Origin of the sequence: Humibacillus sp. DSM 29435 (assembly GCF_001758225.1) — a bacterium.
In the GTDB taxonomy this organism is placed as follows: Bacteria; Actinomycetota; Actinomycetes; order Actinomycetales; family Dermatophilaceae; genus DSM-29435.
In genome coordinates this window covers 205,651-232,526 of the sequence record NZ_MAST01000045.1, presented here as the reverse complement: position 1 = coordinate 232,526, position 26,876 = coordinate 205,651, and the positions used below count along the sequence as shown (strand labels likewise).

25 protein-coding genes are annotated in these 26,876 nt (G+C 69.4%); 7 read left to right on the top strand and 18 right to left on the bottom strand.

What is annotated here, in order from left to right:
- Positions 1–2: 2 nt before the first annotated feature.
- The 4 genes from rsmA to metG form a co-directional block, all read right to left on the bottom strand.
- On the bottom strand, positions 3–956 hold the full coding sequence (gene rsmA, locus BA895_RS19115) for a 16S rRNA (adenine(1518)-N(6)/adenine(1519)-N(6))-dimethyltransferase RsmA (RefSeq protein WP_070193458.1): 954 nt from the start codon (positions 954–956) through the stop codon (positions 3–5).
- 107 nt (positions 957–1,063) lie between these two features.
- Complete coding sequence (locus tag BA895_RS24820) at positions 1,064–2,212, bottom strand: resuscitation-promoting factor (RefSeq protein WP_070193457.1); 1,149 nt, start codon at positions 2,210–2,212, stop codon at positions 1,064–1,066.
- Between the two features lie 211 nt (positions 2,213–2,423).
- Entirely contained in the window at positions 2,424–3,275 is an 852-nt protein-coding gene (locus tag BA895_RS19105; protein ID WP_070193456.1) for a TatD family hydrolase, read from the bottom strand.
- Positions 3,272–5,101, bottom strand: coding sequence for a methionine--tRNA ligase (gene metG, locus BA895_RS19100; protein ID WP_070193455.1), 1,830 nt, complete (start codon positions 5,099–5,101; stop codon positions 3,272–3,274). Before metG ends, BA895_RS19105 begins: the two co-directional genes overlap by 4 nt.
- Before the next feature lie 124 nt (positions 5,102–5,225).
- Here metG and BA895_RS19095 point away from each other — a divergent pair, with 124 nt between their 5' ends.
- Positions 5,226–6,647 (top strand): glutamate decarboxylase, encoded by a 1,422-nt coding sequence (locus tag BA895_RS19095; protein ID WP_070193454.1) that lies wholly within the window; start codon positions 5,226–5,228, stop codon positions 6,645–6,647.
- A gap of 70 nt (positions 6,648–6,717) precedes the next feature.
- On the opposite strand, the gene BA895_RS19090 is transcribed toward BA895_RS19095, so the two are convergent.
- The 4 genes from BA895_RS19090 to BA895_RS19075 form a co-directional block, all read right to left on the bottom strand.
- The gene (locus BA895_RS19090; protein ID WP_070193453.1) at positions 6,718–7,575 is read right to left on the bottom strand and encodes a carbohydrate ABC transporter permease; all 858 of its coding nucleotides are present in this window, start codon (positions 7,573–7,575) and stop codon (positions 6,718–6,720) included.
- Entirely contained in the window at positions 7,572–8,669 is a 1,098-nt protein-coding gene (locus BA895_RS19085) for a carbohydrate ABC transporter permease (protein WP_070193452.1), read from the bottom strand. The genes BA895_RS19090 and BA895_RS19085 overlap by 4 nt, the downstream gene beginning before the upstream one ends.
- A gap of 141 nt (positions 8,670–8,810) precedes the next feature.
- Positions 8,811–10,070 (bottom strand): extracellular solute-binding protein, encoded by a 1,260-nt coding sequence (locus tag BA895_RS19080; protein WP_070193451.1) that lies wholly within the window; start codon positions 10,068–10,070, stop codon positions 8,811–8,813.
- The gene (locus BA895_RS19075) at positions 10,067–11,122 is read right to left on the bottom strand and encodes a LacI family DNA-binding transcriptional regulator (protein WP_070193450.1); all 1,056 of its coding nucleotides are present in this window, start codon (positions 11,120–11,122) and stop codon (positions 10,067–10,069) included. Before BA895_RS19075 ends, BA895_RS19080 begins: the two co-directional genes overlap by 4 nt.
- 191 nt (positions 11,123–11,313) lie before the next feature.
- Here BA895_RS19075 and BA895_RS19070 point away from each other — a divergent pair, with 191 nt between their 5' ends.
- Positions 11,314–13,455 (top strand): glycogen debranching N-terminal domain-containing protein, encoded by a 2,142-nt coding sequence (locus BA895_RS19070; RefSeq protein ID WP_175442386.1) that lies wholly within the window; start codon positions 11,314–11,316, stop codon positions 13,453–13,455.
- Between the two features lie 102 nt (positions 13,456–13,557).
- Entirely contained in the window at positions 13,558–15,513 is a 1,956-nt protein-coding gene (locus tag BA895_RS19065; RefSeq protein ID WP_139142774.1) for an alpha/beta hydrolase, read from the top strand.
- A gap of 28 nt (positions 15,514–15,541) precedes the next feature.
- On the opposite strand, the gene rsmI is transcribed toward BA895_RS19065, so the two are convergent.
- Genes rsmI through BA895_RS19040 form a run of 5 tightly spaced genes read right to left on the bottom strand, consistent with a single transcriptional unit; the run spans position 15,542 to position 17,888 of the window.
- Positions 15,542–16,375, bottom strand: a complete 834-nt coding sequence (rsmI, locus tag BA895_RS19060; protein ID WP_070193528.1) for a 16S rRNA (cytidine(1402)-2'-O)-methyltransferase — start codon at positions 16,373–16,375, stop codon at positions 15,542–15,544.
- A gap of 43 nt (positions 16,376–16,418) precedes the next feature.
- Positions 16,419–16,775 (bottom strand): hypothetical protein, encoded by a 357-nt coding sequence (locus BA895_RS19055; protein WP_070193447.1) that lies wholly within the window; start codon positions 16,773–16,775, stop codon positions 16,419–16,421.
- Complete coding sequence (locus tag BA895_RS19050) at positions 16,772–16,963, bottom strand: hypothetical protein (protein ID WP_070193446.1); 192 nt, start codon at positions 16,961–16,963, stop codon at positions 16,772–16,774. The genes BA895_RS19055 and BA895_RS19050 overlap by 4 nt, the downstream gene beginning before the upstream one ends.
- The gene (locus BA895_RS19045) at positions 16,960–17,565 is read right to left on the bottom strand and encodes a hypothetical protein (RefSeq protein WP_070193445.1); all 606 of its coding nucleotides are present in this window, start codon (positions 17,563–17,565) and stop codon (positions 16,960–16,962) included. Before BA895_RS19045 ends, BA895_RS19050 begins: the two co-directional genes overlap by 4 nt.
- On the bottom strand, positions 17,562–17,888 hold the full coding sequence (locus BA895_RS19040; RefSeq protein ID WP_070193444.1) for an STAS domain-containing protein: 327 nt from the start codon (positions 17,886–17,888) through the stop codon (positions 17,562–17,564). Before BA895_RS19040 ends, BA895_RS19045 begins: the two co-directional genes overlap by 4 nt.
- A 153-nt stretch (positions 17,889–18,041) precedes the next feature.
- Between BA895_RS19040 and BA895_RS19035 the strand changes: the two genes are divergently transcribed.
- From BA895_RS19035 to BA895_RS19020, 4 genes are read left to right on the top strand one after another with little or no spacing between them, the layout of a single operon-like run.
- Positions 18,042–18,758 carry a response regulator transcription factor gene (locus BA895_RS19035; RefSeq protein WP_070193527.1) on the top strand — a complete coding sequence of 239 codons (717 nt, stop codon included), beginning with the start codon at positions 18,042–18,044 and terminating at the stop codon, positions 18,756–18,758.
- 40 nt (positions 18,759–18,798) lie between these two features.
- Positions 18,799–20,304: a HAMP domain-containing sensor histidine kinase gene (locus tag BA895_RS19030; protein ID WP_083283546.1), complete on the top strand. Its 1,506-nt coding sequence runs from the start codon at positions 18,799–18,801 to the stop codon at positions 20,302–20,304.
- Complete coding sequence (locus BA895_RS19025; RefSeq protein WP_070193442.1) at positions 20,301–21,014, top strand: GerMN domain-containing protein; 714 nt, start codon at positions 20,301–20,303, stop codon at positions 21,012–21,014. The genes BA895_RS19030 and BA895_RS19025 overlap by 4 nt, the downstream gene beginning before the upstream one ends.
- Positions 21,015–21,070: 56 nt before the next feature.
- Positions 21,071–21,553 (top strand): hypothetical protein, encoded by a 483-nt coding sequence (locus BA895_RS19020; protein ID WP_070193441.1) that lies wholly within the window; start codon positions 21,071–21,073, stop codon positions 21,551–21,553.
- Positions 21,554–21,776: 223 nt separating this feature from the next.
- Here BA895_RS19020 and BA895_RS19015 read toward each other — a convergent pair whose 3' ends face one another.
- From BA895_RS19015 to BA895_RS18995, 5 genes are all read right to left on the bottom strand, one after another.
- Positions 21,777–23,156 (bottom strand): AI-2E family transporter, encoded by a 1,380-nt coding sequence (locus tag BA895_RS19015; protein WP_175442385.1) that lies wholly within the window; start codon positions 23,154–23,156, stop codon positions 21,777–21,779.
- A gap of 176 nt (positions 23,157–23,332) precedes the next feature.
- The gene (locus BA895_RS19010) at positions 23,333–23,659 is read right to left on the bottom strand and encodes a hypothetical protein (protein ID WP_070193439.1); all 327 of its coding nucleotides are present in this window, start codon (positions 23,657–23,659) and stop codon (positions 23,333–23,335) included.
- A gap of 36 nt (positions 23,660–23,695) precedes the next feature.
- On the bottom strand, positions 23,696–25,471 hold the full coding sequence (locus tag BA895_RS19005; RefSeq protein ID WP_070193438.1) for a glycoside hydrolase family 15 protein: 1,776 nt from the start codon (positions 25,469–25,471) through the stop codon (positions 23,696–23,698).
- Positions 25,468–25,860, bottom strand: coding sequence for a hypothetical protein (locus BA895_RS19000; protein ID WP_139142772.1), 393 nt, complete (start codon positions 25,858–25,860; stop codon positions 25,468–25,470). Before BA895_RS19000 ends, BA895_RS19005 begins: the two co-directional genes overlap by 4 nt.
- A complete protein-coding gene (locus tag BA895_RS18995) occupies positions 25,857–26,864 on the bottom strand; it encodes an SDR family oxidoreductase (RefSeq protein ID WP_070193436.1) in 1,008 nt (335 codons plus the stop codon). Before BA895_RS18995 ends, BA895_RS19000 begins: the two co-directional genes overlap by 4 nt.
- Between the last annotated feature and the right edge of the window lie 12 nt (positions 26,865–26,876).

The following is a 26,876-nucleotide window of genomic DNA, read 5'->3' as shown; positions in this document are numbered from 1 at the left end:
CCCTATGCGTTCTTCCGCCTGCGCTTCTTGCCTGTCGCGCCCGCGACGACGCTCTCGTCGGCGCCAGGGTCGGTGGGCACCCGTGACTCGGCAATGCGGGCGAAGTCGGCGATGCCGAGCTGCTCTCCGCGCACCATGGGGTCGACACCGGCGGTCACCAGCGCCTGCTCAGCCAGGTCGGGCGAGCCGGCCCAGGAGGCGAGTGCACCGCGCATCGCCTTGCGCCGGTGCAGGAAGGCGGCGTCGACACACCGGAAGACCTCCTCGCGACTGGCCGTCGTGGCCGGTGCCGCGCGGCGCACCATCGAGACCAGGCCCGAGTCGACATTCGGCACCGGCCAGAAGACGGTACGACCGACGCGTCCGGCCAGCTCGACATCGGCGTACCAGGCGGCCTTGAGGCTCGGCACCCCGTAGATCCGGCTTCCTGGCGGAGCAGCCAGCCGTTCGGCCACCTCGAGCTGTACCATCACCAGCACCCGCTGGATGCTCGGGAACCGCTCGAGGAAGGACAACACGACCGGAACCGAGATGTTGTACGGCAGGTTGGCGACCAGGGCGGTTGGGGCCGGTCCGGGCAGCTTGGTCACGGTGAGGGCGTCAGCGGCGACCAACCGCAGCCGGTCGACATGTTCTGGCTGGTAGGCCGCGACGGTCGACTCGAGGGCACCGGCCAGTCGTGGGTCGACCTCCACGGCGATGACCCGGCTCACCACGGGCAGCAGCGCCAGGGTGAGCGAACCCAGCCCGGGGCCGACCTCGACCACGGTGTCGTCGGCACCCACGCCCGCCACCCGTACGATCTTGCGCACGGTGTTCGCGTCAACGACGAAGTTCTGGCCCCACTGCTTGGTCGGGCGCACCTCGAGTCGCTCGGCGAGCTCGCGCACCTGAACGGGCCCGAGCAGCGCCGCATCGGGGGCAGCGGCTGATGGGGACGCGCCCTTCTTCGTCATGGCGCCACCCTACGGCTCGGGCCGAGACCGTCGTCGTCGACTGCTCGGGGCGGCTGCCATGAACCGTCAGGTCGACGGTTCATGCTCAGCGCGCTGGGCGGTCTCGCTCAGCCACAACCCCACTGGGAGGTGCCACTCGTGGCGTAGAGCCGGTTGGCGACGGTGATCTGCTCGGCGCGGCTGGCGAGGTCAGCCCGCGGGGCGAAGTCGCCACCACCGGCTCCGAGCCACGTCGAGCTCGCGAACTGGAGGCCGCCGTAGTAGCCGTTGCCGGTGTTGATCGACCAGTTGTTGCCCGACTCGCAGGCCGCGATGCCGTCCCACATGCCGGCGCGAGCCAGGTTGATGGCCCCACCCGACCCCCCCGACGGCGGCTTGCTGGCGCTCGGTGTGCTGGGGCGCGGCGCCGGCGCCGGGCGGGTCTTGGTGCCCACCAGCAGAACCTGTTTCGTAGGCGCCTTGGTGACCTTGGCGTCGGACTTCGCGGCTCCGTACGCTGCCCCGTCGACCAGCGTCTGTCGCGTCGTGACGGTGCGAGCGCCGTTGACGCCGCGCACGTCGACCTTGGTGTCGCCCGTGTAGAGCTGCGACGAGGAGGTACGCACCGTGGCGAACGGGATGCTCTCGGTGCGGCTCGTGCTTCGGGTGGTCACCCGCTTGACCGTCACGGTCATGGCGTCGGTGAGGGGAGCGCTGACGGCGGGGGTGACCTGGTCGGCGCCGCCCACGGCGATGCGCAGCTGAACGAGAGCCTCGCCGACGGTGCCGGCGGTGATCGTCTTCTTCGTGGTCTTGCCGTCGGCAACGATGGAGACCTGCTTGGGCGTCACCAGCGACATGGCGAGACCGCTGCGCCCGATGGTCTGGGAGCGCGACACCGACAGACGGCCGCCCTCTTCGCGCAGCCCCAAGGCGGCCAGTGCTCCCTCGACGGTGCGCTCGGTGGTGTTCACCGTGCGGGTCTTGCCGTCAACCGTGACCGTGAGCGGGCGAGCGTAGGCGACGTTGACGGTGTCTCCGTCGTGAAGTGCCGCGCCGACGGCGGGCACGACCCGGTCGTCGGCTCCGATCGTGATGCCCTGGTTCTCGAGCAGGTCACCGACGGTGCTGCCGAAGACATGGGCAGCACGGGCCTGGCCGTCGACCGACAGGGTCACCGCCTTGTCGATCTGGGCGGCTCCGACGCCGGCCGCGGTGAGCAGCAGGGCGGCACCGGCACCGGCGAAGGAAAGGACTTTGGTGTTGCGAGAGAACAAGACACTCCGTAGTTCGAGGGGTTCGAGCTGCGCTACCAGCGGCGGGGGCTTACACAGATCTGACCCGCACCGAGGTCGTTCTCGGCAGGGTCAGGCAGGCACGGCATCCGTGCGTCGATGGACGATCTACGCCCTAGAGTGACGGACCCGCGGGGTGAAGGTCAAATTTCGGTAACGTTTGCGACTCGGAACCGACACGGTTCAATGGCCGTCACCACGGCCCGTAGACCTGCTCGGAGTTCTCGGAGACGGCTCGGCACACGGCCGGCACGTCGAGGCCGAGTACCGCAGCGATGGCGCGGACGGTGTGGGGCACGAGGTAGGAGGCGTTGGTCGCGCCACGATGGGGCGAGGGCGTCAGGTAGGGCGCGTCGGTCTCGACGAGCAGGCGGTCGAGCGGAACCGCCGTCAGGGCGTCGCGTAGGTCACGCGCGTTCTTGAAGGTCACCGTGCCGGCGAAACTGAGGTAGTACCCGCGCTCGACGCACTCGCGCGCCATCGACAGGTCGCCCGAGAAACAGTGCAGCACCGTGTGCTCGGGCGCGCCCTCTTCGATGAGGATGCGCAGCACGTCGTCATGAGCGTCGCGGTCGTGGATCTGCACTGCCTTGCCCGTGCGCTTGGCGAGGTCGAGGTGCCAGCGGAACCCCTCCTGCTGCGCCGGCACGCCGTCGGGCCCGGTGCGGAAGTAGTCGAGGCCGGTCTCGCCGATCGCCCGGATGCGATCGTGCGTCGCGCAGCGCTCGACCTCTGCGTACGCGTCCTCGAGACCACCCGATGCCGCCAGGCGAGGAATCTCGTTGGGGTGCAGCGCGATTCCGCCCACGATCTCCGGATGCCGGTCGATCACGTCCATCGTGAACGCGATGCCGTCGAGGTCGCAGCCCACCTGCACGAGCCGGGTCACCCCGACCGACCGAGCCCTGGCCACGGCCTCGGCTACGTCGAACGGCTCATCCCCCTCGCGGGTGATATCGAGGTGCACGTGGTTGTCGACGACCGACAGCGGCAACGGGTCGGGAGCCGCCGGCAGCCCGTGGCGCCCCGAGGAGGTCGGGCTCATTCGCTGGGCGCCTCGCCGGTCTCCGCCCCGCTCGCCAGTCTTGCCTGCTCGTCGGCGACCACCTGGTCGGGGTCGAACTTGGTGAACACCCCGGTGGGCTTGGCGATGGTCGCCCCGACCTCGACCGGTCGCCGCTCCCAGCGCGGGGTGGCCGAATAGTCGCCGGTGATGACGGGATAGGAGCGGCTGTCGTCGTCGAGGTCGCGAACCACCTCGAGCCGAGGCATCGGCATGAGCTCGCCCTGGCCCCCGATCACCGTGTGCACCCGGTTGGCCGAGTGCGGCAGGAAGGGGCTCATCATCGTGTTGAGGTCGCTGACCACCTGCACGAGCGTGTGCAGCACCGTGCCGAGGCGCTCCCGCTGGTCGTCACTCTTGAGCTTGAACGGTTCGGTGCGGCTGACGTAGGCGTTGGCCTCACCCACCAGACGCATCACCTCAGCCAGCGCCGCCTTCTGACGCTGCCGCTCGAGCAGGCCTCCCACAGCATCGAACCCGGCCTCGACGGCAGACAGCAGCTCGGCGTCGACCGGCTCGACGGCATCCGTCGCGGGGATCTCGCCGAAGCTCTTGGCCACCATGGTCGCGGTGCGCTGCACGAGGTTGCCCCAGCCGGCCACGAGCTCGCTGTTGTTGCGTTGCACGAACTCCTTCCAGCTGAAGTCGGAGTCCTGGTTCTCGGGGCCGGCGGCGCAGATGAAGTAGCGGATCGGGTCGGGGCCGTAGCGAGCGACGACGTCCTGCACGTAGATGACGTGACCCCGCGAGGTGCTGAACTGCTTGCCCTCGAGGGTCATGAACTCGCTGGCCACGACCTCGGTGGGCAGGTTCAGCACGCCGTACTCCCCCGGCTCTCCGCCCTGGTCGCCCTTGCCGGCGTAGGCGAGCAGCTCGGCCGGCCAGATCTGGGCGTGGAAGGTGATGTTGTCCTTGCCCTGGAAGTAGTAGGAGCGGGCGTCAGCGTCATTCCACCAGTCCCGCCACCGGTCGGGCGCGCCTTGCCGTCGGGCCCACTCGATCGAGGCCGACAGGTAGCCGATGACCGCGTCGAACCACACGTAGAGACGCTTGCCCGGGTTGTCGACCCAGCCGTCGACCGGGATCGGGATGCCCCAGTCGATGTCGCGGGTCATCGCGCGGGGGCGCAGGTCGTTCAACAGGTTTCGGCTGAACTTGATGACATTGGGGCGCCAGGTGCCCGACGCCTCCCGACCGTCGAGCCACTCACCGAGCGCGCCGGCGAGGGCGGGCAGGTCGAGGAAGAAGTGTGCGGACTCGCGAAACTGCGGCACCTCGCCGTTGATCTTGCTACGCGGGTCGATCAGGTCGATGGGGTCGAGCTGGTTGCCACAGTTGTCGCACTGGTCGCCGCGCGCCTCCGCGAAACCGCAGATCGGGCAGGTGCCCTGGATGTAGCGGTCGGGCAGGGTGCGCCCCGTCGACGGGCTGATCGCCACGAGCTGCGTCTGCTCGATGAGGTAGCCGTTGGCGTGCACCTGGCGGAACATCTCCTGCACGACGGCGTAGTGGTTGCGGGTCGTCGTGCGCGTGAACAGGTCGTACGAGAGGCCGAGGTCGGTGAGGTCCTGAGCGATGACGGCGTTGTACTTGTCGACCAGCTCCTGCGGGGTGAGACCTTCCTGCTCGGCGAGCACGAGGATCGGGGTGCCGTGCTCATCGGTGCCCGAGACCATCAGCACGTCGTGACCGGCCATCCGCATGTACCGGCTGAAGACGTCGGAGGGCACGCCGAAACCGGCCACGTGGCCGATGTGGCGCGGGCCGTTGGTGTACGGCCAGGCGACGGCAGACAGAACATGACTCATGCCCTGAATCCTAGGTGGCCCCCGGCGGTCGCTGCTCCCGCCTTACCGCCTCGCCTGCGTCCGGCGTCGGGCCAACTCGGGAGCCTAGAGTCAGAAGGTCGCCACGTCGAAGAAGGGCATCCCGATGACCAGGTCGAAGTCCGTGCAGAGGGCGAACAGGCTGAGCCGCTCGTCGGAGACGGAGGCGACGGTCGAGCTCAACCCGTTGTTCGCGCGTGCGGAGGAGGAGTCAGCACTGCCACGCTTCTCCCTACCGCCGGGTGAGTCCCTCGCCGAGACGGCCTACCAGATCGTCCACGACGAGGCCATGCTCGACGGGAACGCGCGTCTCAACCTCGCGACCTTCGTGGGCACCTGGATGGACGAGCAGGCCGAACGGCTCTACCTCCAGGCGGCCGACAAGAACCTCGTCGACAAGGACGAGTATCCGCAGACGGCGGCCATCGAGACCCGGTGCTGGATGATGCTGGCCGACCTCTGGCGTGCACCCGACCCCGAGAACGCGATCGGAACCTCGACCGTCGGTTCCTCGGAGGCGTGCATGCTCGGAGGGCTGGCGCTCAAGCGTCGCTGGCAGCACGCCCGGCGAGCCGCCGGACTGTCGACGGAGCGGCCCAACCTCGTGATGTCCTCCGCGGTGCAGGTGTGCTGGGAGAAGTTCTGCAACTACTGGGACGTCGAGCCGAGGTACGTGCCGATCTCCGCTGCGCACAAGGTGCTCGACGGGCACGACCTGGCCCGCTACGTCGACGAGAACACGATCGGCGTCGTGGCCATCATGGGGGTCACCTACACCGGCATGTACGAACCGGTCCGGGCCATCTCCGACGCCCTCGACGGCATCCAGGCCGCGACCGGTCTCGACGTCAGGATCCACGTCGACGGGGCCTCCGGGGGGATGATCGCGCCCTTCCTCCAGCCCGAGCTCGAGTGGGACTTCCGGGTCGACCGGGTGGTCTCGGTCAGCACCTCCGCCCACAAGTACGGTCTGGTCCCCCCTGGTCTGGGTTGGGTCGTCTGGCGCAGCCAGCACGACCTCCCGGAGGACCTCGTGTTCAAGGTCAGCTACCTCGGCGGCGAGATGCCGACCTTCGGGCTCAACTTCTCTCGCCCCGGCGCGCAGGTGCTGCTGCAGTACTACCTGTTCCTGCGCCTCGGTCACGACGGGTACGTGAAGGTCCAGCAGGCCGCCCAGAACGTCGCGCGACACCTCGCCGCCGAGATCGGGGGCATGCCTGCGTTCGACCTGTGGAACGACGGCAGCGACATCCCCGTCTTCGCGTGGAGCCTCAAGCCGGGGCACACGAAGAACTGGAACCTCTACCATCTCTCCGAGCGGCTGAGGATCAGAGGCTGGCTCGTGCCGGCCTACCCGATGCCCGATGACCTTGGCGACCTGACGGTGCAGCGGGTCGTCGTGCGCAACGGGTTCGGTCGCCCGTTGGCCGAGGGGTTCCTGCAGGACCTACGAGCCGCGGTCGACTACCTCGACCGGCTCGAGTCGCCCATGCCCACCGAGCGCCCGGCCACCGCCTTCCACCACTGACGGCAGAACGCCCGAACGCCGGGCCAGCCGAACCGCGGACTAGCCACGACGATCATCCGGGCGGATGCCGTCAGCCCTTCACACCGCCCTCGTTGGCCCCGCGCACGAAGTACCGCTGCAGCGCGAAGAACAGCACGGCCACCGGAATCGTGGTCAGGAGTGCGGTGCCGAGCTTGAAGGGGTACTGGGTGCCCGAGCCGAGCTGTCCGCTCGTCAGGCTCGCCAGCCCCGTCACCAGGGTCTGGTGTTCGGGGGTGCCCTTGGTGACCACGAGGAAGTGGCTGAACTCGTTCCACGACCCCTGGAACGACAGGATGGTCAGGGTGATCAGCGCGGGCCTGGCCATCGGGAGCACGACCGACCAGAAGGTGCGAAAGATGCTCGCGCCGTCCATGCGGGCAGCCTCCTCGATCGAGATCGACACCGAGTCGAAGAACTGCTTCATGATGAACACCCCAGCCGCATCGACGATGAGCGGCAGGATCATGGCGTAGTAGGTGTCGTAGATGCCGAGGTAGTTGACCATGAGGAACTTCGGGATGAGCAAAGCCACGCCCGGCACGGCCATGACGGCGAGGATCGCTGCGAAGAGGGCACCCTTACCGCGAAACTGCAGCCGCGAGAGGGCGTAGCCCGCCAGCGAGTCGAGGAAGACGCGCCCCACCGTGACGATCAAGGCGACGAGGAAGGAGTTCTTCGTCCACGTCAGGATCGGCACCGAGGAGTCGTTGGTCCCGCCGAACATCCGACTCCACGCCGCCGTGCTGAACGGGTTCGGGACGAGCGACAGCGGGTTGTCGACCGCACCCGCGTCGGTCTTGAACGACGTCGCGATCTGGATGAAGAACGGGTAGATGAACAAGGTGGCGAAGGCGAGCAGGGCGATGTAGAACAGCACCGTCTTGACGGGGTGTGAGCGAGTGGTCATGACCGGCCTCCGCGTCGTAGCGATCGGAACAGCGGGGTGCGTTCGTCCTTGTCGGTGAGCACCCGACGCTGGATGCGGGTGAGCACCACGATGATGACGAAGATGATGAAGGCCATGGCGGCGCCCGAGCCGTACTGGAAGTTCTCGAAGCTCTGCTGGTACGACAGGAAGGCCGGACTGAGAGTGGTGCCCGCCGGGGCGCCCTTGCCCATGACGTAGATCTGGTCGAAGACCTGCCAGGTACCGATGAGGCCGAGCGTGATGACCAGGAACAGCGCGGGTTTGATCATCGGCACCGTGACGAGCCGTAGCTTCTGCCACTGGCTCGTGCCGTCGAGCGCCGCAGCCTCCTCGACCTCGACCGGCACGTCCTGCAGGGCCGCGATGAACATCAGCATGAAGGTGCCCGACGTCGTCCAGACCACGAGGAAGATGATGACGCACATGGCCACCGACGGTCCTGAGAGCCAGTCCCAGACACTGCGTCCGAGGATGTCGCCCTGCGCCCAGGCCGGGTTGTCGACCCCGACCCACCCAAACATGATGTGCAGCAGGCCGCGACTGTCGGAGAACCACTGCGGCGCGTCGATGCCGAAGAAGCCGAGGAAGGCGTTGACCGCCCCGCTGTTGCTGAACAGGAACAGGAACACGGTCGCGATGGCGATCGAGCTCGTCACCGAGGGGAAGTAGAAGGCTGTGCGGAAGAAGCTCTTGGCCTTGAGCATCTTGTTGTTGACGAGCAGCGCGAGCGAGAGGGCGAGGATGGTCTGCAGCGGCACGACGAGCAGCACGTAGTAGAAGGTGTTCCCGATCGACTGCATGAAGTTCGACCGGGTCAGGCCGTCACGGGTGAACAGGTCGAGGTAGTTGCGCGCCCCGACGAACTGCGCCCCCTCCCCACCCGTGAAGGGGCTGCCGTTGCCCTGCCAGTTCGTCAGGCTGACGTAGAGCGCCATGAAGATGGGGATGACGAGGAAGATGCCCAGGATGAGGACGAGAGGCGAGACGAAGAGCCAGCCGGCGATTCCTTCCCGGCCCCGGATGCCGCCGCCGCGCTTCTGCCGTGGGGCTGAGGTCTGTTGTGATGGCGTCATGGCGCCTGCTCCTTTTCTGGGTCGTGCGGCTGGAACGAGCCCCTTCGGGGCGTGAGGCGGGGTGACGGGTGGCGCCGGTCGAGGGGTACCGGGGGGGCGTTCGCCACCCGTCACGTCTGCCGGGTGTTCGTCAGGGAGGGCTCAACCCCCGATGGCGGCCGTTCCGTTCTTCTGCAGCTCTGCCAGCCACGCGTTCGGGTCGCCGCCCTTGCCGAGCGTCGCGAGCTGCGAGTTGAACTTGGCCAGCACGTCGTTGAACCCCGGCAGGTTGACCGGGCCCTGGGCGTAGTCGCCACCCTTGACGAAGGCCGCCGAGTCGGGGTACTTCTCGGCAAAAGCCTTGGCCCCCTCCTCCGTCGACGGCATGACGCCGAAGGCGTCGGCGAACTTCATCTGCTGGTCGGTCGCGAGGAGCGACTTCACCAGGTCGATGGTCTGGTCGTGGTTGGGCGACTTGGCGGCGATGCCCCAGCAGTTGCTGAAGAGCAGGGTTCCCTTGCCGGCGGGGCCTGCGGGCAGCTCGACGACCTTGTACTTCAGGTTGGGGAAGTCCTTCTTGGCGCCACTGATCCAGTTGCCCTCGATGGTCATCGCGGCCACGCCCTTGCCCAGGGCCTCACCGCCCCACCCCGTCGAGGGTGAGGTGTCGGTGTTGAACTTCAGCACACCGGCCTTCATCAGCTTCTGCACCTCGGCCAGGCCGGCCTTGGCCGGCTCGCTGGTGGCGGTCATCTTGGTGCCGTCCTCCGAGACGACCCAGCCGCCGGCCTGCTTGATGAACGCCCCACTGCGGTTGATGTCGTTGCCGATCACCAGACCGGTGACCTTGCCGGTGGTGAGCTTCTTGGCCACCGCCTCCAGCTCCTCCCACGTCTTCGGAACGTCGGCGTCGGTGAGCCCGGCCTTGGCCCAGAGGTCGGTGTTGATCTCGAGCGCGAGGGTCGAGTAGTCCTTGGGGGCACACCAGAACTTGTTGTCGTAGGTGAAGGTCTTGACGAGCGCCGGTAGAAAACCGGCGTCCTTGACCTGGTCGCCGTAGGCGAAGAGGTTGCCCGCCTTCGCGAACGTGCCGATCTGGGCGGCATCCGTGTAGAAGATGTCTGGTGGCTTGGTGCTGGCGAAGGCCTGCCCGAGCTGTTGGCTGAGGTTCGCCGCTGCGACCACCTCGACCGTGTTACCCGTCTTCGTGGCCCAGGCCGCGGTGGCCGCCTTGACGGCGTTCGTCTCGGCGTCACCCGAGCTGCCGATGATCATCGTGAGGTTCACCGGGCCTTTGGCGGTGTTCTGGGGAGCAGCGTCACCGCTGCCGCTGAACCCACCCCCGCCACAGGCGGTCAGTCCGACGGCGACCGTCGCGCCCAGCGCGACGCTCATGATCTTCCGATTGCTGTGCGCGGTCATGATCTTCCTTCTTCTTCTTCGGGGGTGGCCCTCCGGATGGAGGTGGCGCGAACGATGAGGGTGGGCAGGGCGAGCCGACCGTGGGCGGGTGGGTCATCGCCGTCACCGAGGCCGGTGGCCACGGCGACGAGGTGCTGGGCGATCTCCGACACGGGCTGTCTCAACGTGGTCAGGCCGAGAGCCTCGGCCAGTGGGCCGTCGTCGAAGCCGACGACGGAGCAGTCGAGGCCGGGGGTGAGCCCCGCTGCGCGGGCGGCGCGCAGAGCTCCCATGGCCAGCTCGTCGGAGGCGCAGACGATGGCGTCGCCGGGGTTGAGCCGTCGCACGAGCCCGGCAGCGGCGAGGGTGGCCTCGGAGACGTCTTGAACCGACTCCTGCACGAGGCTGGGGTCCTCGATGCCGGCGGCGCGCGTCGCTCGTTGCCACCCGAGTCGACGCTCGTCGCCCGTGGGTGACCCGCTCGGCCAACCCAGGAAGGCGACCTGGTGGGCGCCGCCCGCCACCAGGTGCTCCACCGCTGTCGCAGTCCCCGCAGCGCCGTCGACGTCGGCCCACGCCGTGTGCTCGGGGTCGTCCCACACCCGGCCGAACGAGACGAAGGGGATGCCGCGCTCGCGCAGCCACGCCGGACGAGGGTCGCCCAGCCTGGTGTCGACGATGATGAAGCCATCGACCATCTGACGACGAACGAGGTCGTCGAACTCAGGCTCAGGCCGCTCGTGGTCGGCGCTCACGAACGGCACGATGCTGGCCCGGTGGGTACGGGCGGCGAGCACGCTCTCGACGAGGAACGCTGTGAGCACTCCGCTGACCCGTCGGTTGCCGGTCACGTCGAGCTCGATCCCGAGTGCATGGGCCCGGCGCTGGCGCAGCTGCTTCGCTGCCGCGTTCGGTCGGTAGCCCTGTTCGTCGATGACGGCGAGCACCCGTTCGCGAGTCTCCGGCCTGACCCGCTCGGGGTTGTTCAGCACGTTGCTGATGGTCTGCCGGGAGACCCCCGCGACCCGCGCCACGTCAGAGATCGTGGCTCGCGTGCCGTGCTGACGGTCCATCCGGAAGCCCTCTCGCATCTTTGCGTCATCAGTGATTTGATCGTTCAAATCATGGCAGACTCTGCTCACGTTCGGAAGCCCTGTCAAGAGGCTCCGCCTCCGGGCAGGCAAACTGTCACCGACCGACCGGGCCGATGTGGCGCCACCCGCAGCACCAACAGCAATGCCCGGACATGACCAACGGAGGTTCGATGTCGACCGTCCGACACCACCAGCCCTGGCTGCACGACCTGCAGATCGCCACCCACGGCAACTCCACGGTCCTGAGCGCGCACGGAGGCTTCACGGGCGGCGCCGAGGGGCTGTACGTCGATGACCGTCGCGTGCTCAGCCACCTGCGGGTCGAGACGGGTGACCTGGCCATCACCTCACTGGCGGCCAGCAGCCTCGGGCACCACGCTCGCTTCCTGGGCGCCGTGCGCGATCTGGGCGAGCAGGCCCCCGACCCGACCGTCGAGCTGCACCAGAGCCTCGAGGTCGGCCCGGCCACCCTCGTCGACACGGTCTGCCTCGTGTCGCGGTCGGGGTCACCGGTGACCACGACCCTGCGCCTCGAGATCGGCGGCGACGGTGCCGATCTTGCCGAGGTCAAGCACGGCACGGCGAACGGGCCCCTGCTCCCGATGAGCCGGTCACAGACCGCTGCTGAAGACCCGCGTCCGGCCGACGCAGGGCTGCGCTGGCACGACGCCCGCCACCGCACGAGCGTCACCCTCAGTCCGCCGCCACGGTTGCTCGAGACCGGCAACGAGGGGATGCCGGGCGCCGCAACCTGGGACGTCGACCTGCGGCTGGGTGAGCGGTTCGAGGTGACCGTCACCGTCTCGGTCGAACGGGTCGCGCCGTCGAGCTTCGACGCCGACTCCGGCAGTGCGCTCGTCGACTGGCGCGGGGTGTCAGCGACGAGTCGAGACCCTCGCCTGGCCCGCACCCTCGAGGCCGGCGTGACCGACCTCGCTGCCCTGCTGCTCTGCGACCCGCAGAACCCGGCCGACGTGTTCGCAGCAGCCGGAACCCCCTGGTACCTAACCCTTTTCGGTCGGGACTCGATCTGGGCGGCACGCCTCTCCCTCCCCCTCGGAACCGACCTGGCCCTTGGCACGCTACGCACCCTGGCCCGCCGGCAGGGCACGCGCCACGACGCCGAGACCGCAGAGGATCCCGGCAAGATCCCGCACGAGGTTCGCCGGTCGAGCTTCATCGACGCGGCAGCCGGTCTCAGCCTCGACCCGGTCTACTTCGGCACGGTCGACGCCACCCCCCTCTGGATCTGTCTCCTGCACGACGCGTGGCGGTGGGGGCTGCCCGACTCCGACGTGCTGGGCCTGCTGCCGAACCTCGAACGCGCCGTCGACTGGCTGCTGCACCATGCCTCCCCCGACGGCAGCGGTCTGATCCGCTACATCGACACCACCGGACACGGTCTGGCCAACCAGGGCTGGAAGGACTCCGGCGACTCGATGCGCACCGCCTCCGGGCACGTCGCCACGGCCCCGATCGCCCTCGTCGAGGCCCAGGCGTACGCCATCGAGGCAGCATCCGCCTCGGCCACCCTGCTCGACCACTTCGGCCGACGCGGCGCCGGCGAGGTGCGCGCCTGGGGCAGGGCCCTCACCGAACGCCTGCGCGCCCAGTTCTGGACCTCGGTCGACGGGAGCCCTGTTCTCGCGATGGCCCTCGACGGCGAGGGTGGGCTCGTCGATGGCATCGGCTCGAACATGGGGCACGCCCTGGGCACCGGGGCCCTCAGCCCCACCGAGGCGGCCGCCGTGGCCGCGACCGTCACCGGGCCTCGGCTGCTCGGCCTGCTCGGACTCGCGACCCTCTCGCACGACAACCCGGCCTACAACCCGATCGGGTACCACACGGGTTCCATCTGGACCCACGACACGGCCATCTGCGCCTGGGGCCTGGCCCGTGAGGGTCGGGCCGACGACGCTGCCCGAGTGGCCGCCAGCCTGGTCGACTCCGCAGAGCTGTTCGGCTACCGCTGGCCTGAGCTCTACGCCGGTGAGACGCTGCTCGGCCGGCCCGTTCCCTACCCCGCCTCGTGTCGACCTCAAGCCTGGGCCGCCGCCTCGGCCGTGGCGGTGGTCACTGCCTCGCTCGGGCTGGCGGCCGACGCTCCGGCCGGCCGCCTACGGGTGTCTCCCCCTTCACGCTCGCCGTTCGGTGCCTTTCGCGTCGAGGGGCTGCGGTTCGCTGGTCGGGTCTTCAGCGTGGGCGTCGACGACGACGGGGCGGCGAACGTCGAAGGCGACCTGCCCGGCGTCGAGGTGGTCATCGACCCACCCGCGGCCCTGCAGTCCAGGGCCGCGATGACCGCGTCCTAGAGCACCATCGTCGACCGGCCGGTTCGCGACGCGAGGTCGGGCAGACGCCCTGGGCCGCTCAACCCGTTGACGCGCGACCGTGACGCGCGGACACTCGAACCCGTGCTGTTCCCGCGCCGGCTGGCTGAAGTGACTCTCGTAGCGATCGTGGCGGCTGTCACCTTCACCTCACCCGCGAGTGCGGTGAGCACGGTGCAGTCCCTCGGCGACGCATCGACGTCGGGTCTGCGCGTCGGGTCAGTCTCCTTGCAGCCGTGCATGCTCCAGACGCAGCGCGCCGCCTGGTGCGGCAGCGTCCAAGTGCCACTCGACCGCACTGACCCGTCTGCCGGCGAGATCAGGATCGGGTTCGGCTGGGTGCCGAGCCAGGGTCGGCCGCAAGGAACGCTGGTCGCCCAGGAAGGTGGTCCCGGATACCCCTCCACGGGCACCGCGCCGAGCTATGAGGCGATGGCGGGGTCGCTGCTGCGCCACCGGAACCTGCTCGTGGTGGACGCTCGCGGCACCGGGCGTTCCACGCCGCTGAACTGCGCGCCGTTGCAACAGCTGCCCAGCCCCTCCGACCAGTTTCCCGATGCGGCGAAGCGATGCGGTGAGCAGCTCAACCACACCTTCCGGCGCACCGATGGTGCCTTCGTCCAGGCGTCCGACCTGTTCGGCACCGCGAACGTCGCGAGCGACATCGCCGACGTCGTGGGCAAGCTCGGGTTGGGCAGGGTCGACTTCTACGGTGACTCCTACGGCACCTATGTCGCACAGTCCTTCCTCGCCCGGTATCCCGAGATGTTGCGGTCGGTCGTGATGGACTCCGCGTACGAAGCGCGCGGACTCGACCCTTGGTACACCACCTCCGTCACCACGGCCAGGAAGGCGTTCGACACGGTCTGCCGGCGCACGGCCGGCTGCCCGCCGGGGTCCTCCTGGGCGCGGGTCGGCCGGCTTGCGGCCGCGCTGCGCCACCACCCGGTCACGGGCTGGACGGTCGGTACCGACGCCCGGCGTCATCACGTGTCGGTTGATGTCACCGCACTGGTCAACATCGTCAACGATGCCGGATACGACACAGACCCGTACCGTCAGCTCGATGCGGCGGCCCGGGCCTATCTCGAACGACACGACGGCCAACCGCTGCTGCGCCTCTACGCCCAGGACGTCGGCTACGACTACAGCGACTACGTCGGCACCCGAGCGAGCTACTACTCCGACGGGCTCTACCTCGCTGTTGCGTGCACCGACTACCCGCAGCTGTTCTCGATGCACGCCTCACCGGACGAGCGGCGCGCGCAGCTGGCCAAGGCCGTCGCTGCAGAGCCGGCCGCCACGTTCGCCCCGTTCTCGGTGCGGGAGTGGCTCTCGGTGTTGCCCTACACCGAGACCTACACCGGTTGTCTTGACTGGCCCCGACCGACGCATACGGCCGATCCGGCGGTGCCGCCTGGCCCCTTCAACCCTCGACACGTGCCGGTCCTGGTGCTCAACGGCGAGCTGGACTCGTTGACGCCCGCCGCGGGAGGAGCCCACATCTCCCGCCAGCTGGGACCGTCGGCTCGGGCCTACGTCGCAGCCAACAACGTGCATCTGGTCGCCCTCGACAATGCCTACCCCTGCGGCGCCTCCGTTCTGCAGGCCTTTGTCACCAAGCCTGACGGCGCGCTCGATGCCTCCTGCCTGTCCCGCATACCGGCCATCGACGCCGTTCCCGCATACCCGAGCTCGCTGGCGTCAGTTCAGCCGCTGCCGGGCGACGGTCCGCTCTGGTTGCGCAGGCTGGCGGCCATGGCGCTGCTGGAGGGCAAGGATGCCCTGGTTCGTTGGGACTACGTCGACGGCAACCGAGATCTCGGTCTGCGCGGCGGCACGGTTCGGTACTCCGACTCCGGTGCAGCCACGCTCAACGCGGTGCGCTTCACCCGCGACACGACGGTGTCCGGCCATGTGCAGCGGGTCGGCACCGCAGGTGGGTCCGGCACCGTGAGGGTGACCGGCGGTGGTCGATCCGTCACGATGACGGTCTTGTGGAACGCCGCCGGTGCGGTGTCCTTTCACACGGCGTCCTGAGCGCCGCCCCGGACCCACCGGCTGCCGTTCAGCCCCGGGCCGCGATGGCGGCGTCGTAGAGCGCCTTCTTCGACAGGCCGGTACGCGACGCCACGTCGGCGCAGACGTCCTTGAGCCGCTCTCCCGTCGCCACCCGTGACCGGATGCCGTCGAGCGCGTCGTCGACGGTGCCGACCTCTCGGGGGGCTCCGGCCACCACGATCGTGATCTCTCCGCGCACGCCCTCGGCCGCCCAGTCGGCGAGCTCGGCCAGGCCTCCGCGCCGCACCTCCTCGTAGGTCTTGGTCAGCTCTCGACACACTGCGGCAGGTCGCTCGGCGCCGAAGGCCTGCGCCATCGCGGCCAAGGTGTCATCGAGCCGGTGCGGCGCCTCGAAGAACACCATGGTGCGACGCTCGTCGGCCAGCTCGGCGAGCTGGCGGGCCCGCTCACCCGCCTTCCGCGGGAGGAAACCGTCGAAGCAGAACCGGTCGACCGGCAGGCCCGAGACCGCGAGCGCCATGAGCACGGCGCTCGGCCCCGGCACACAGGTCACCCGGATGCCGGCTGCGACCGCAGCGACGACGAGCCGGTACCCGGGGTCGGAGACCGACGGCATCCCGGCATCCGTCACGACGACGACGCGCTCTCCGGCCGTGAGTCGCTCGACGAGCTCGGGAGTGCGAGCAGCCTCGTTGTGCTCGTGGTAGCTCACGATGCTTCCCCCAGGAGTGATGCCGAGGGCCGACGTGAGCCTCTTCAGACGACGGGTGTCTTCGGCCGCAACAACATTCGCCTTGGTCAGCTCAACGGCCAGGCGAGGCGCGGCGTCGTTCGGGTCGCCGATGGGGGTCGCCGCGAGAACGAGGATGCCGGTGGTCATGGCGTCATCCTCGCAGCCACGGGCACTCAGCGAGGCGGCAGCGTCACTGCTGCTGGTGGCGCAGGTCGTCACCGGCGGCCGGCGAGAGGCACACCACCCGCTCGAACCCGTCTGCCCGGTCGGAGACGGTCGCGACGAGACACCGCGCGTCGACCCAGAACCTCACCGTGACGGCCCCCCGCCCCCGCGTCATCGCTTCACCCGACACGTCGCTCACCGTGTCGACGAACTCGTCGAACGTGGCGGTGGCCCGCTCTCGTCGCTCAACCGTCGCGGACAACAAGCAGGCCTTGAGCCGATGCGGGCCGAAGCTGCGCAGGTCGTCGATCTGCACCGCCGGTGGCTCCTGCTCGAGAGGGTGCAGCATGGCGAACCGTTCCTGCGGCTGCGCAACGGTCATCGGGCCGGGACCGGCGCGGTGTCGACCTCGGGAGCGTGGAAGCGGCTGATCTCCTCGAGGTCGGCGAGGCGGTCGGTGGCGTCGAGCACCGCCGACTCGTCGCCGCGGGCCATGGCCCGCTCGAGCCGACGTTCGGCGCGCTTGCGCTCGTGCTGGAGGGCGGCCGCGAACGCGGGGCTGCTCATCATGCTGACTCCTGGGGGTTTCGTCGGTCAGCCGGCGTGATCGTGGCGATCGGGCTGATCAGCGCGGCGCTGCCGACCGGAATGTCGGCGAAGAGGGTCTCGAGCAGCGTCACCGGGTCGGTGCGCAGGAACCGGGACGGGAACTCCCGGAGGAGGACGACCAAGGCGCGTGGCAACGTCTCGTAGGCGGCGGCGGACAACACCAGCAGCCGGTGCTCGTCATCGACCACGGCCCCACCGACACTGCAGGGGGTGCTCGGCACCAGCTCGGCTCCGGACCGTCCGACGAGCAGCGCCGGGGGCGCGGAGCACGAGCGGACCTGCACACGACGGTCACCCAGGCAGGTGACCGCCGTGAAGCAGGCGTGGCCATCGCCGCCTGCGTCGTTCACAGGGTGGTTCTCATCGCCCACGAACACCTCGACGGCCGGGCGGGACGGGTCGTTCGAGCACCCGGAACCGGCGGCGGGGGTGGCGCCGTCGTCGCGCGCACGGCGCACCTCGGCCGTCGCGTTCGCCTGTTGGAGAAGGGTGATGTCCCACCCCGGTGCCGACCGGCCGCGGTCGCGTACGACCCGGGCGAAGCGCACCGCGAGCGCGCTCACCTCTCGCCGCCCGAAGCCGTCGCGTCGATGGCCCGCAACATGCCGCACCGACGCATGACGCTGAGGTTGCGGGCATTGGGGTTGCACACGCGCATCTCGACCCCACGCGCCAGGCAGATCCGCTTGATTCGCAGCAGGGCGGCCACGGTCACGGAGGAGAGACTGTCGACCGCGCCGATGTCGACGCTGACCACGCCATGGCCGTCGAGCAGGATCGGGGCGAGCTTTCGCTTGATCCCACTGAGGTCCTGCAGGAGGGTCTCCGGGTCGAGGGTCACCTCGAGTGACCGCTCGCCGTGCACGCGAACCGCTTCGACGGTCACCGGTTCCTCCAGAGATGACGGGGGTGATGGACTCCTCACACTGACGGTCGAACATGACGACGGGCTGCTCGAGTTGTTTTCAGTTGTGTGACAACCACCCCTGCACGCGTGGGTCGTGGGGTGGAGGCCCGGTTCTGCTGGCACCATGAGGCCATGTCCCCGCGCCTGCTGCTCCTCGAGGACGACGACGGCATCCGCACTGCGTTGCGACTCTCCATGGAGGACGAGGGCTACGAGGTCGTCGATGCCGCCGACGCCGAGACCGCGCTGGCAGCGGTGCAGGAGTCGGCGCCAGACTTGATGCTGGTCGACCTCATGCTGGGCGGGATGGACGGCTTCTCGTTCATCCGGTCGGTCCGACCGACCAGCTCGGCGCCGATCATCGTGCTCAGCGCGCGTTCCGACACCCATGACATCGTGGCGGCCCTGGAGGCCGGTGCCGACGACTACGTCACCAAGCCCTTCGAGGTCAAGGAGCTGAGCGCCCGGCTCCGGGCACTGCGCCGCCGGCCCCCCGTCGCCGTGGGCCCCGACACCGACGCAGCCCACACCTCCCACCAGCTCGTTCTCGATCGTGAGAACGGGCCGCTCGTGCTCGATGAGGCGGCCGGGCTCGTTCGACGTGGTGACCGTCACGTGCACCTGACGGTCACCGAGTACCGCCTCCTCTGCGAGCTGGGCGCCGCCTCCGGCCGAGTGCTCAGCCGGCGAGCGCTGCTCGAGAGCGTCTGGGACCGCGGCTACTTCGGCGACGAGCGCATCGTCGACGTGCACGTCCGGCGGTTGCGAACCAAGATCGAGAGCGACCCAGGCACCCCTACCCTGCTGGTCACGGTCAGAGGCCTCGGCTACCGGCTCGACCCACGGTGAAAACGGTGGCGACGATGGCGACGGTTTCGATGGTGGCGAGGTGAGGCGCTGGCGGTCCCCGCTGGGTCTGCGCGCGACGGTGACCGTGTCGTTCGCGGCTGGGGCTCTGACGGTGTCGGCGCTGCTGGCGCTCAGCACCTACGTCGCCGCCCGGCACTACCTCGTCGACCAGCGCGAGCGGATCGCGACGCGGCAGGCCTTCGTCGACGCCTCCGTGGTGCGAGACGGCCTGCTCACCGCCGGGGCGCGCGAAAGCGACGTCATCGGCTCGGTGTCGCCGCCGGCGAGCTCCGACATCCTGCTCTACCGCGATGGTCAATGGTTCTCGTCGTCGTTGCGCGAGGGATCGGCCAGCGTTCCACCGGCGGTGCTGAGCGACGCGTTGTCCGGCACCGCGAGTCTCGCCTGGACGAGCACCTCCGACGGCCCAGGCATCGTGGTGGGCGTTCCGCTGCCTGCCGTAAGGGGAGAGTTCTTCGAGGTCAGCTCGACCACCGAGCTGGCTGGGACCCTGTCCACCCTCTCGACGGTCCTGCTCATCTCTGCCCTGGTGACGACCCTCGGCGGCGCCCTGCTCGGCCGCGCCGCGGCCCGACGCCTCGTGGCCCCGCTCGACACCATCTCGGGGGCGGCGGCCAACATCGCGATCGGCAAGCTGGAGACCCGGCTCCCCGGTACCGACGACCCCGACCTGGCCGTGATCGTCGGCTCGTTCAACGCCATGGTCGAGACCCTTCAGGACCGGATCGAGCGAGACGCCCGTTTCGCAGCCGATCTCAGCCACGAGCTGCGCTCACCCCTGACGACCCTGAAAGCCAGCGTCGACGTGCTGGTCCGTCGCCGCCACGAGCTCTCCGACCGCGGGCAACAGGCGCTCGACCTGGTCGAGGGCGAGCTCGAGCGGCTTCGACAGTCTCTCGAGGACCTGCTCGAGCTCGGTCGGCTCGATGCCGGGGTCGCCACCCTCGACCTGGCCCCGACCGACTTGGGGGATCTCGTGCGGCATGCGCTCATGGAGCGACATCGAGGGACCGACCCCCTGCTCATCCTGGCCGGTCCCGTCCCGTCGTCGGGCGACGCGACGCCGCTGCCCGTACTCGTTGACAAGGGTCAGATCCATCGGGCCCTGCTCAACCTGTTCACCAACGCCGACGTGCACGGCGAGGGACTGGCAGCCGTCACCCTCGAACGCGCCCGAGACCAGGTGATGGTGTTCGTCGACGACGCCGGGGCCGGGGTGGAGCCCACCGACCGCGAACGGATCTTCGACCGGTTCGCGCGCGCCGGGTCGCGCGGCTCCCGTCCCGGGAGCGGGCTCGGGCTCAGCCTCGTGGTCGAGACGGTCCAGGCCCACGGTGGTGCGGCCTGGTGCACCGAGTCCCCCACCGGTGGCGCGAGGTTCGTGATGAGGTTGCCGCTGCTCATGGACGACAACGATGCTCCCGACCGCGATTCAGACGCCGGCGCTCAAGCCCGTCCGGGCGACGGGGTCAGCCACGGCCACCCGTCGGATGCCGTCCAGCCGGCGACGGGGCGCAGCTCGTGAAGCTGACTCGCTTCGTGCTGGCGCTGCTGGTCGTCTGCGCGGTGTCCACCTCGTGTGGCCTGCCCGACTCCGGACCGCCCCGACAGATCGACCCGAGCTCTGTCCCCTACCACCTGCTCGGAACCGCGACCGCGGCCCCTTCGACGAAGGCTCAGCCGCTGCGCGCCACGACACCCCGCCTGTACCTGCTGACGAGCAGCAACCGTCTCAGGGCGGTGGAGGCGCCGCTCGAGTCGAGCGGTCCGCCACAGGTTCTCCAGGCCCTGCTCGCCCAGCTGGCGCAGGGGCCCGACGAGGCCCAGCGCGCCTCAGGGCTGGCGACCGCCCTCGGCCCGGGGGTGGCGTTGTCGCTGAATCAGGTGAGAGAGCGAACCGCGGTCGTGCAGCTCGACCTGGGCGAACAGGGCCCGGCAGCGAACCGGCTGCCCCTTGCCATCGGGCAGGTCGTGCTGACCGCGACGTCGGTGCGTGGTGTCGACCGGGTCAAGCTGGTCCGGGCCGACGGGAAAGCCATCGAGGTGCCACTTCCCGATGGCGCGCTCACGGTGGAACCGGTGCAGGCTGATGACTACGCGTCGCTGGTGACCACATCGCCCACGTCATCGACGTCCACAGGACAGGCGCCTCCGAGCCGGCCCGACCCCGGCGTGGGCTCACCGCCCGACCGGAAGGCGACATCGAGTGCGAGCGGCGAACCGGCACGAAGTTGACGAACCCGGCACGCCAGGGCCTAGGTTGAACACCCGACCACAGCTGGGAGCACATCGTGAGCCAGAAAGCCGACCACGAGAAGAACCCGTCCACCAGCCCCGTCGAGTCGCTGGGGCGCGCGCGGTGGTTCATCCCGGCCATCACCTTCGTGGTGGGGTTGCTGCTCGGGGGTCTGCTGATCGGAGCGCTGCGCTCGGGCGACTCGGGTACGGCTCCCCCCGATGCCGCTGCGTCATCGACGGCGTCGACGACCGGGGCCGGGAGCACCGGGGCGCCCACGACGGCCACTGTGGTCGTACCGGCCGAATGCCTCAAGGTCTCCGCCGATGCCGTGGCGCTGAACGACCTCGCCAAACGTGCCGTCACGGCTGCTCGTGACCTCGACGCCAGCGAGCTGAGCTCAGTGGTGCGCGAGATCGACACCGCTCAGACGGCGCTGCGTCAGCATGCCGACGCCTGCCGAGACGTGCAGGCCTCCATCACGGGTGGCACCACCCCCTCGGTGACGACGCTCGAGACGCCGTCACCGACCTCGTAGGTCGACTCACGCCCCTTCTCCACCTGGCCCGTCTACTCCTCTGTAGCGGTCCCGGCCTCGCCGCTCACCATCGGGGTCGGCATCGCAGTCGGCTTCGCCTTCGTGCAGGCCACCTCGCTGCTGCTGAAGGTTCCCCGACACCCGGCTCCGGTCACCCAAGCATGGCGTGGCGCCACGCACAGACGGCATCCCCGGCAGAGCGGCATCCGTGCGGATGCCGTGATCAGGTGGGCGGTGCCTCGTGATCTTTGGGAGCATCCGGTTCTGAGGCCGCAGAGAGACCGGTTGTCTTCTCGTTCGGGCCCGGCCGGTCGTTCTGCTTGTGCCGCTCCACACCCGCCCTTGCGGCTGCTCCGGGAGCCAGCACGGCCGAGGCGTAGAGCGGTAGCGGTGCGTACTCCGGCGGCGGTTCGGGTGCCATCCGATCGGCGTCGACGCGGCGGGGTTGGCCGAACAGGTCTTCGACCCCGGTGAGGTACTTCACGGCTGCGTGCACCGATGCCACGATCGGGATGACGATGATGGCGCCGAAGATACCGCCGATGACACCGCCGGCGGTGAGGGCGAGCACGATCGCGACCGGGTGCAGCGCCACCGCCCGCCCGACGACGAAGGGCTGCAGCAGGTGAGCCTCAATCTGACTGTCGATGAGCAGGATCGCCAGCATCCCCAGGGCGGGCACCGGCCCTTGGCTGACCAGCGCGACCAGAACGGCGAGGCCGCCGAAGACGATGGAGCCGATGACCGGAATGAAGCTGCCGATGAAGACCAACACGCCGAGGGCAACGGCCAACGGCACGTCGAGAAAGTAGAGGGTCAGACCGACGACGACACCGTGGAAGAGCGCGATGAACGCGGTTCCGACCACCCAACCGGACAGTGCCTGCCAGGACCGATAACCGGCGCCCCGGATGCTGGGCTGCACGCTCGCAGGGCACAGTCGCACGACCCAGCTCCAGATCCGGTCGCCTTCCTGAAGGAAGTAGAAGGTGAGAAAGAGTGTCACGATCGCGCCGGTGAGCAGCTCGCCCAGCACCGCCCCGAAGGAGAGAACGCCACCGATCACCGTGTTGCTGTGCTGCTGCAGCCACGAGACCGCACTGTTCTGCAGCTGGGCCAGCTGCAGCGTGTTGCTGCCGCTGACCTGGCCAACGTACCCACGCAGCCGGCTCGCGAGGCTGTCGACCTCCGCGATGAGCTGCGTGTAGCTCGAAGCGGCGCGCGTCCAGACGAACCACCCGACCCCGGCAATCACCACCAGCGCGATCATGATGGTCGCCCAGGTGGCCATGGCTCGCGGGAGGTTCAGGCGCCGCAGCGTGCCGAGCAGCGGGTGCAGGAGGGCGGCTAACAACAGCGCGAAGAAGAAGGGTAGGACCAGTAGGTAGAAGCGGGACGCCAGGATGATGAGACCCAGCCCGGTGGCGGCCACAACGAGGATGCGCCAACACCAGGCAGCCGCGATGACCAGACTGGCTGGTGCGGCTGCTCGCTGTAGGGATGCGGGTTGCGGATGCTGGTGGAGCCGGGGCCCGTGGCCGGCCTCGCGCGCGGGCTCGCCGCCCGGTTCGAGACCGTCGTCGCCCGTTCGAGGTGCGGTCACGGGAGGCTCGTCATCGCTGCCTCGGCAGTGACCACCGTGACGCCGCATCATGATTGGGAAGCCGGGGAGCGAGGTGCGCGAGCTCTGCCCGCAGCGACGGTGAGATCGTCACCAGGCTGGTCCGTCTGACGGTGACGCTCACCAGGTCTTCCTCCCCTGGTGCCGGCTGGCGCGGGTCACTTGATGGTCTTGCCGGAGCGGTCGATGTCGGGCTTGGGCACGTCGCAGACCCGCGCGGTGAGGGCCGTCACCACGTAGGCGTTGCCGGTGATCGCCTCCGCGGCCACCGCATCGAGCCACGGCCCAGGTTTGGCCGGCAGGCCACGCTCGGCGAGGCTCTCGGCGAGCTCTGCGACCACCTCCGCGTGCTGACGGCCCCGAGAGCCTCTGGCGAGGTCGTCGATGATCTGCTGGGTCAGGATGTCGTGCCGGTCGTTGGCATCGACCGGGGACGCCTCCACGGTGGGCTCCTGCTGCTGGGCATCTGTCGTCGGGTCATTCATCGTCGATACACCTCGTTTCGTTGAGCGGTGGGCGGTTCAGTGGTCGGTCTTCCCCAGCGCCTGGCTGGCTTCGAGGAGCAGGGCGTGGACAAAGCCTTGAGGGAGGTTGCCGCGGAGCTGGCGTTGTTGCACGTCGAACTCCTCCGAGAGCAGGCCGGGGGTGCCACAGGCGGCGCGTTGGCGTTCGAACCAGCGATACGCCTCGACGCGGTTGCCGTCGGCGAGCTGGGCGAGGCTCATGGCGAACCCGCACATCAGGAACGCTCCCTCGGCAGAGCCGAGCGGGCGGTCGTCGGGCGCGTACCGGTACAGGTAGCCGTCCTGTGCGAGCTGCTCAGTGACGGCCGCCAGGGTCGCGCAGCTGCGAGGGTCATCTGCTGGCAGGGCCCCTCGCACGGGCGCGAGCAGCAGGGAGGCGTCGACCCCAGGTCGGTCGGGGGCCTGTTTCCAGGCACCGTCCGGCCCCAAGCCGCGTTTGGAGGTCTGGGCCATGATGGCGTCAGCCAGAGAGAGCAGGCGGGTGCTGTCGGTGCCGGGCACGTCCCGTACCGTCACTCGCAGGCCGGCGACGCACGCCAGCCGCGACTGGATCCACCAGTTGTTCTCGAGCTCCCAGACGCCGGCTTCGGGCTCGGTCCAGCGCGAGGTGATCGTCTCGACAATGCTGGCGATGGCGCGTTCGTCGTCGGTGCCCAGGTGCCCGTGTCGCCCCGCGGCGGCGTAGAGCTGGAGCAGCTCCCCCATCGAGTCGAGCTGGAACTGCCCACGCACCCAGTTGCCGGTGACGACCGCACCACCGGGGTAACCGGGCAGGTCAAGGTGCTTCTCCGCCGGCGGCAGGCTGCCGTCGAGGCGGTAGGCGGGGGCCAGCTGGTCACCGTTCTCGAGAACCCGGGCGGTGGTGAAGGCGACGGCCTCGTCGAGCAGGGGCAGCGGCTCGAGCACGCTGACGGCGAGGCCGGCGTAGGCCTGGTCGCGCAGCCACACGTAGCGGTAGTCGTAGTTCTTCCCGCGTTCGGCCCGCTCGGGCAGACCGAGAGTCGCGGCGGCCATCATGCCGCCGCCCGGTGCCGTCAACCCGCGCAGGACAGCGTAGGCGTGCTGGCTGTCGCGCGGCGCGGCCGAGCCCGCGAAGTCAGGAACGCTCTCGTGCCAGTAGTGCTCAGTCTCGGACCAGAGCCGGTCGGGGTCGCCCGGGCCCTCCAGCGGTAGGTCACCGATCTCGAGGAGCAGGTCGCGTCGTTCGCCGGCGGCCAGCTCGAGAGAGAGCCGAAGCGAGCCGTCACCGCCGTGTCGGGCGCCCACGGCACCGGACCAGCGGCAGTGCAGGCCGCCCGTCTCGATCGACCAGACCCCACCCCCCTCGGCATGGATGTCGCTGGGCGCGGAGCCGAACTCGGCGCGCAGGTCGAGCCGCACGTCGATGCGGGCGGTGGTGCGGTCGACGTTCTCGACCCGCCGCAGCAACCTGAGGGTGTGGGGGTCGGACGGCACAGCCAAGGCTTCCCGCGACTCGATCCGGCCGCTCGTCGTCGTCCACCGGCTACGCCAGATCAGCGAGCCCGGCTCGTAGTAACCGCCCCAGACGTAGGTGTCGGCCGGGGAGATGACGTAGCAGCCCCGGCCGCCGATGAGATTGGCCAGAACCGCCGGGGAGTCCCACGTGGGTGCGCAGAGCCAGGAGACGTCACCGCGCGGGCCGACGATGGCGCCACGGTAGCCGTCAGCGAGGAAGGCGTAGTCGCGCAACGCCTGCGGTGGTACCAGCGGCGCGATGGTCCGGTCGTCCACCGTGCCGTTCGTGGTGGTCATGAGCCGGCCGGCGTTGCGTGGGAGGAACGGGCGCGGATGGCCATCCCGGCAGTGGCGCTGGCTACGGCCACCGACGCGGTGACCAGCGCCGGGCGACGACGGGGTGGATCGGCGGCGGCCAGGGCGACCATGGTCGCGGTGTGGATCAGGTCGACCGCGATCTCGAGCCGCTGGAACCGGGTGGGGAAGAACACCTGAACGACACCGGTGGCGAGGTGACGGGAGCCGAGAAACCTCAGGGCGATCTGGTCGACGTCGGTGGGTCCTCGGTCATCGAGGTAGCGCCAGATGGGCGGTCCAGCGGTCAGCAGCGCTGCGCCCCAGGCGATACCGGCCACCCCGAGAGCACGCGCGAGACGGTGGTTGTCGCGGCTGGTCCCCACGCTCATCGACGTCGGCCCACGGCCATGGCCACCCCGGCCGCCCCGGCGAGCACCGCTGCCGCGACCCCGACCTGCGGGTAGCGATGGGCCACCCACTGCTGTGGGCTGCCCGCTCTGGCCTTGTCGTCGAAGACGCCACGGGCACCGAAGTCTCGGCCCTGCTCGCCATCAGCCGGTTCCCAGAGGTTGACCACGTTGCCCTCGGTGCTCAGGTCACCGTTCTGCTGGGAGGCGAAGCCGGTGCGCCCAAGGTAGCGGTCGAGGATGCCCGGCGCGACGGCGTTGGCCAACAGGGTGCCGACGGTGCTGGCACCGACCCAGTACTCGCGACGTCTGGGGTGGTCGGCTGCGAAGACGACGGCCCGCGCTGCGACCTCCGGCTGGTAGATCGGCGGCACCGGTTGCGGATGCTTGGGCAGGCGGGAGAGCACCCACGAGAACTGGGGGGTGTTCACCGCCGGCATCTGCACCATCGTCACGTGCACGTTGCTGTGCTCGTGCAGCAGCTCGCACCGCAGGGCCTCGTGGAAGCCTTGGATGGCGTGCTTGGCGCCGCAGTAGGCGGTCTGCAGCGGGATGCCGCGGTAGGCGAGGGCCGATCCGACGTGCACGATGGTGCCGTGGCCCCGGTTCTTCATCCGCGGCAGCACGGCCATGGTGGAGTAGACGTACCCGAGGTAGCTGACCTCGGTCGCCCGGCGGTACTCCTCGGGCGTGATGTCATCGAACTTCGAGAACACCGAGGTGAACGCCACGTTGACCCAGACGTCGATGGGGCCGAGCTCGGTCTCGATGCGGTCAACGGCATCGGCGACGGCGTCAGCGTCAGAGACGTCGGTCGGCACCGTGAGGGTCTTCGCCCCGAGCTCCTGACAGGCGGCAGCGGCCGCATCCAGCCCCGTCTGCCCGCGGGCGATCAGCGCCACGTGGTCGCCCCGTCGGGCGAACTCTGCCACGGTGGCCCGTCCGATTCCTCCACTGGCTCCGGTCACTACGACTACGCGAGACATCTGTGCTCCTTC

Bases quoted from the DNA above. Each gene is read 5' to 3' on its own strand.
- BA895_RS19010 (WP_070193439.1), bottom strand. From the start codon at position 23,659: ATGAATGACCCGACGACAGATGCCCAGCAGCAGGAGCCCACCGTGGAG.
- BA895_RS19005 (WP_070193438.1), bottom strand. From the start codon at position 25,471: ATGACCACCACGAACGGCACGGTGGACGACCGGACCATCGCGCCGCTG.
- BA895_RS18995 (WP_070193436.1), bottom strand. From the start codon at position 26,864: ATGTCTCGCGTAGTCGTAGTGACCGGAGCCAGTGGAGGAATCGGACGG.
- BA895_RS19055 (WP_070193447.1), bottom strand. From the start codon at position 16,775: ATGACCGTTGCGCAGCCGCAGGAACGGTTCGCCATGCTGCACCCTCTC.
- metG (WP_070193455.1), bottom strand. From the start codon at position 5,101: ATGAGTCATGTTCTGTCTGCCGTCGCCTGGCCGTACACCAACGGCCCG.
- BA895_RS19075 (WP_070193450.1), bottom strand. From the start codon at position 11,122: ATGGACCGTCAGCACGGCACGCGAGCCACGATCTCTGACGTGGCGCGG.
- BA895_RS19095 (WP_070193454.1), top strand. From the start codon at position 5,226: ATGACCAGGTCGAAGTCCGTGCAGAGGGCGAACAGGCTGAGCCGCTCG.
- BA895_RS19105 (WP_070193456.1), bottom strand. From the start codon at position 3,275: ATGAGCCCGACCTCCTCGGGGCGCCACGGGCTGCCGGCGGCTCCCGAC.
- rsmA (WP_070193458.1), bottom strand. From the start codon at position 956: ATGACGAAGAAGGGCGCGTCCCCATCAGCCGCTGCCCCCGATGCGGCG.
- rsmI (WP_070193528.1), bottom strand. From the start codon at position 16,375: ATGACCACCGGCATCCTCGTTCTCGCGGCGACCCCCATCGGCGACCCG.
- BA895_RS19050 (WP_070193446.1), bottom strand. From the start codon at position 16,963: ATGATGAGCAGCCCCGCGTTCGCGGCCGCCCTCCAGCACGAGCGCAAG.
- BA895_RS19000 (WP_139142772.1), bottom strand. From the start codon at position 25,860: ATGAGCGTGGGGACCAGCCGCGACAACCACCGTCTCGCGCGTGCTCTC.
- BA895_RS19090 (WP_070193453.1), bottom strand. From the start codon at position 7,575: ATGACCACTCGCTCACACCCCGTCAAGACGGTGCTGTTCTACATCGCC.
- BA895_RS19080 (WP_070193451.1), bottom strand. From the start codon at position 10,070: ATGACCGCGCACAGCAATCGGAAGATCATGAGCGTCGCGCTGGGCGCG.
- BA895_RS19070 (WP_175442386.1), top strand. From the start codon at position 11,314: ATGTCGACCGTCCGACACCACCAGCCCTGGCTGCACGACCTGCAGATC.
- BA895_RS19085 (WP_070193452.1), bottom strand. From the start codon at position 8,669: ATGACGCCATCACAACAGACCTCAGCCCCACGGCAGAAGCGCGGCGGC.
- BA895_RS19035 (WP_070193527.1), top strand. From the start codon at position 18,042: ATGTCCCCGCGCCTGCTGCTCCTCGAGGACGACGACGGCATCCGCACT.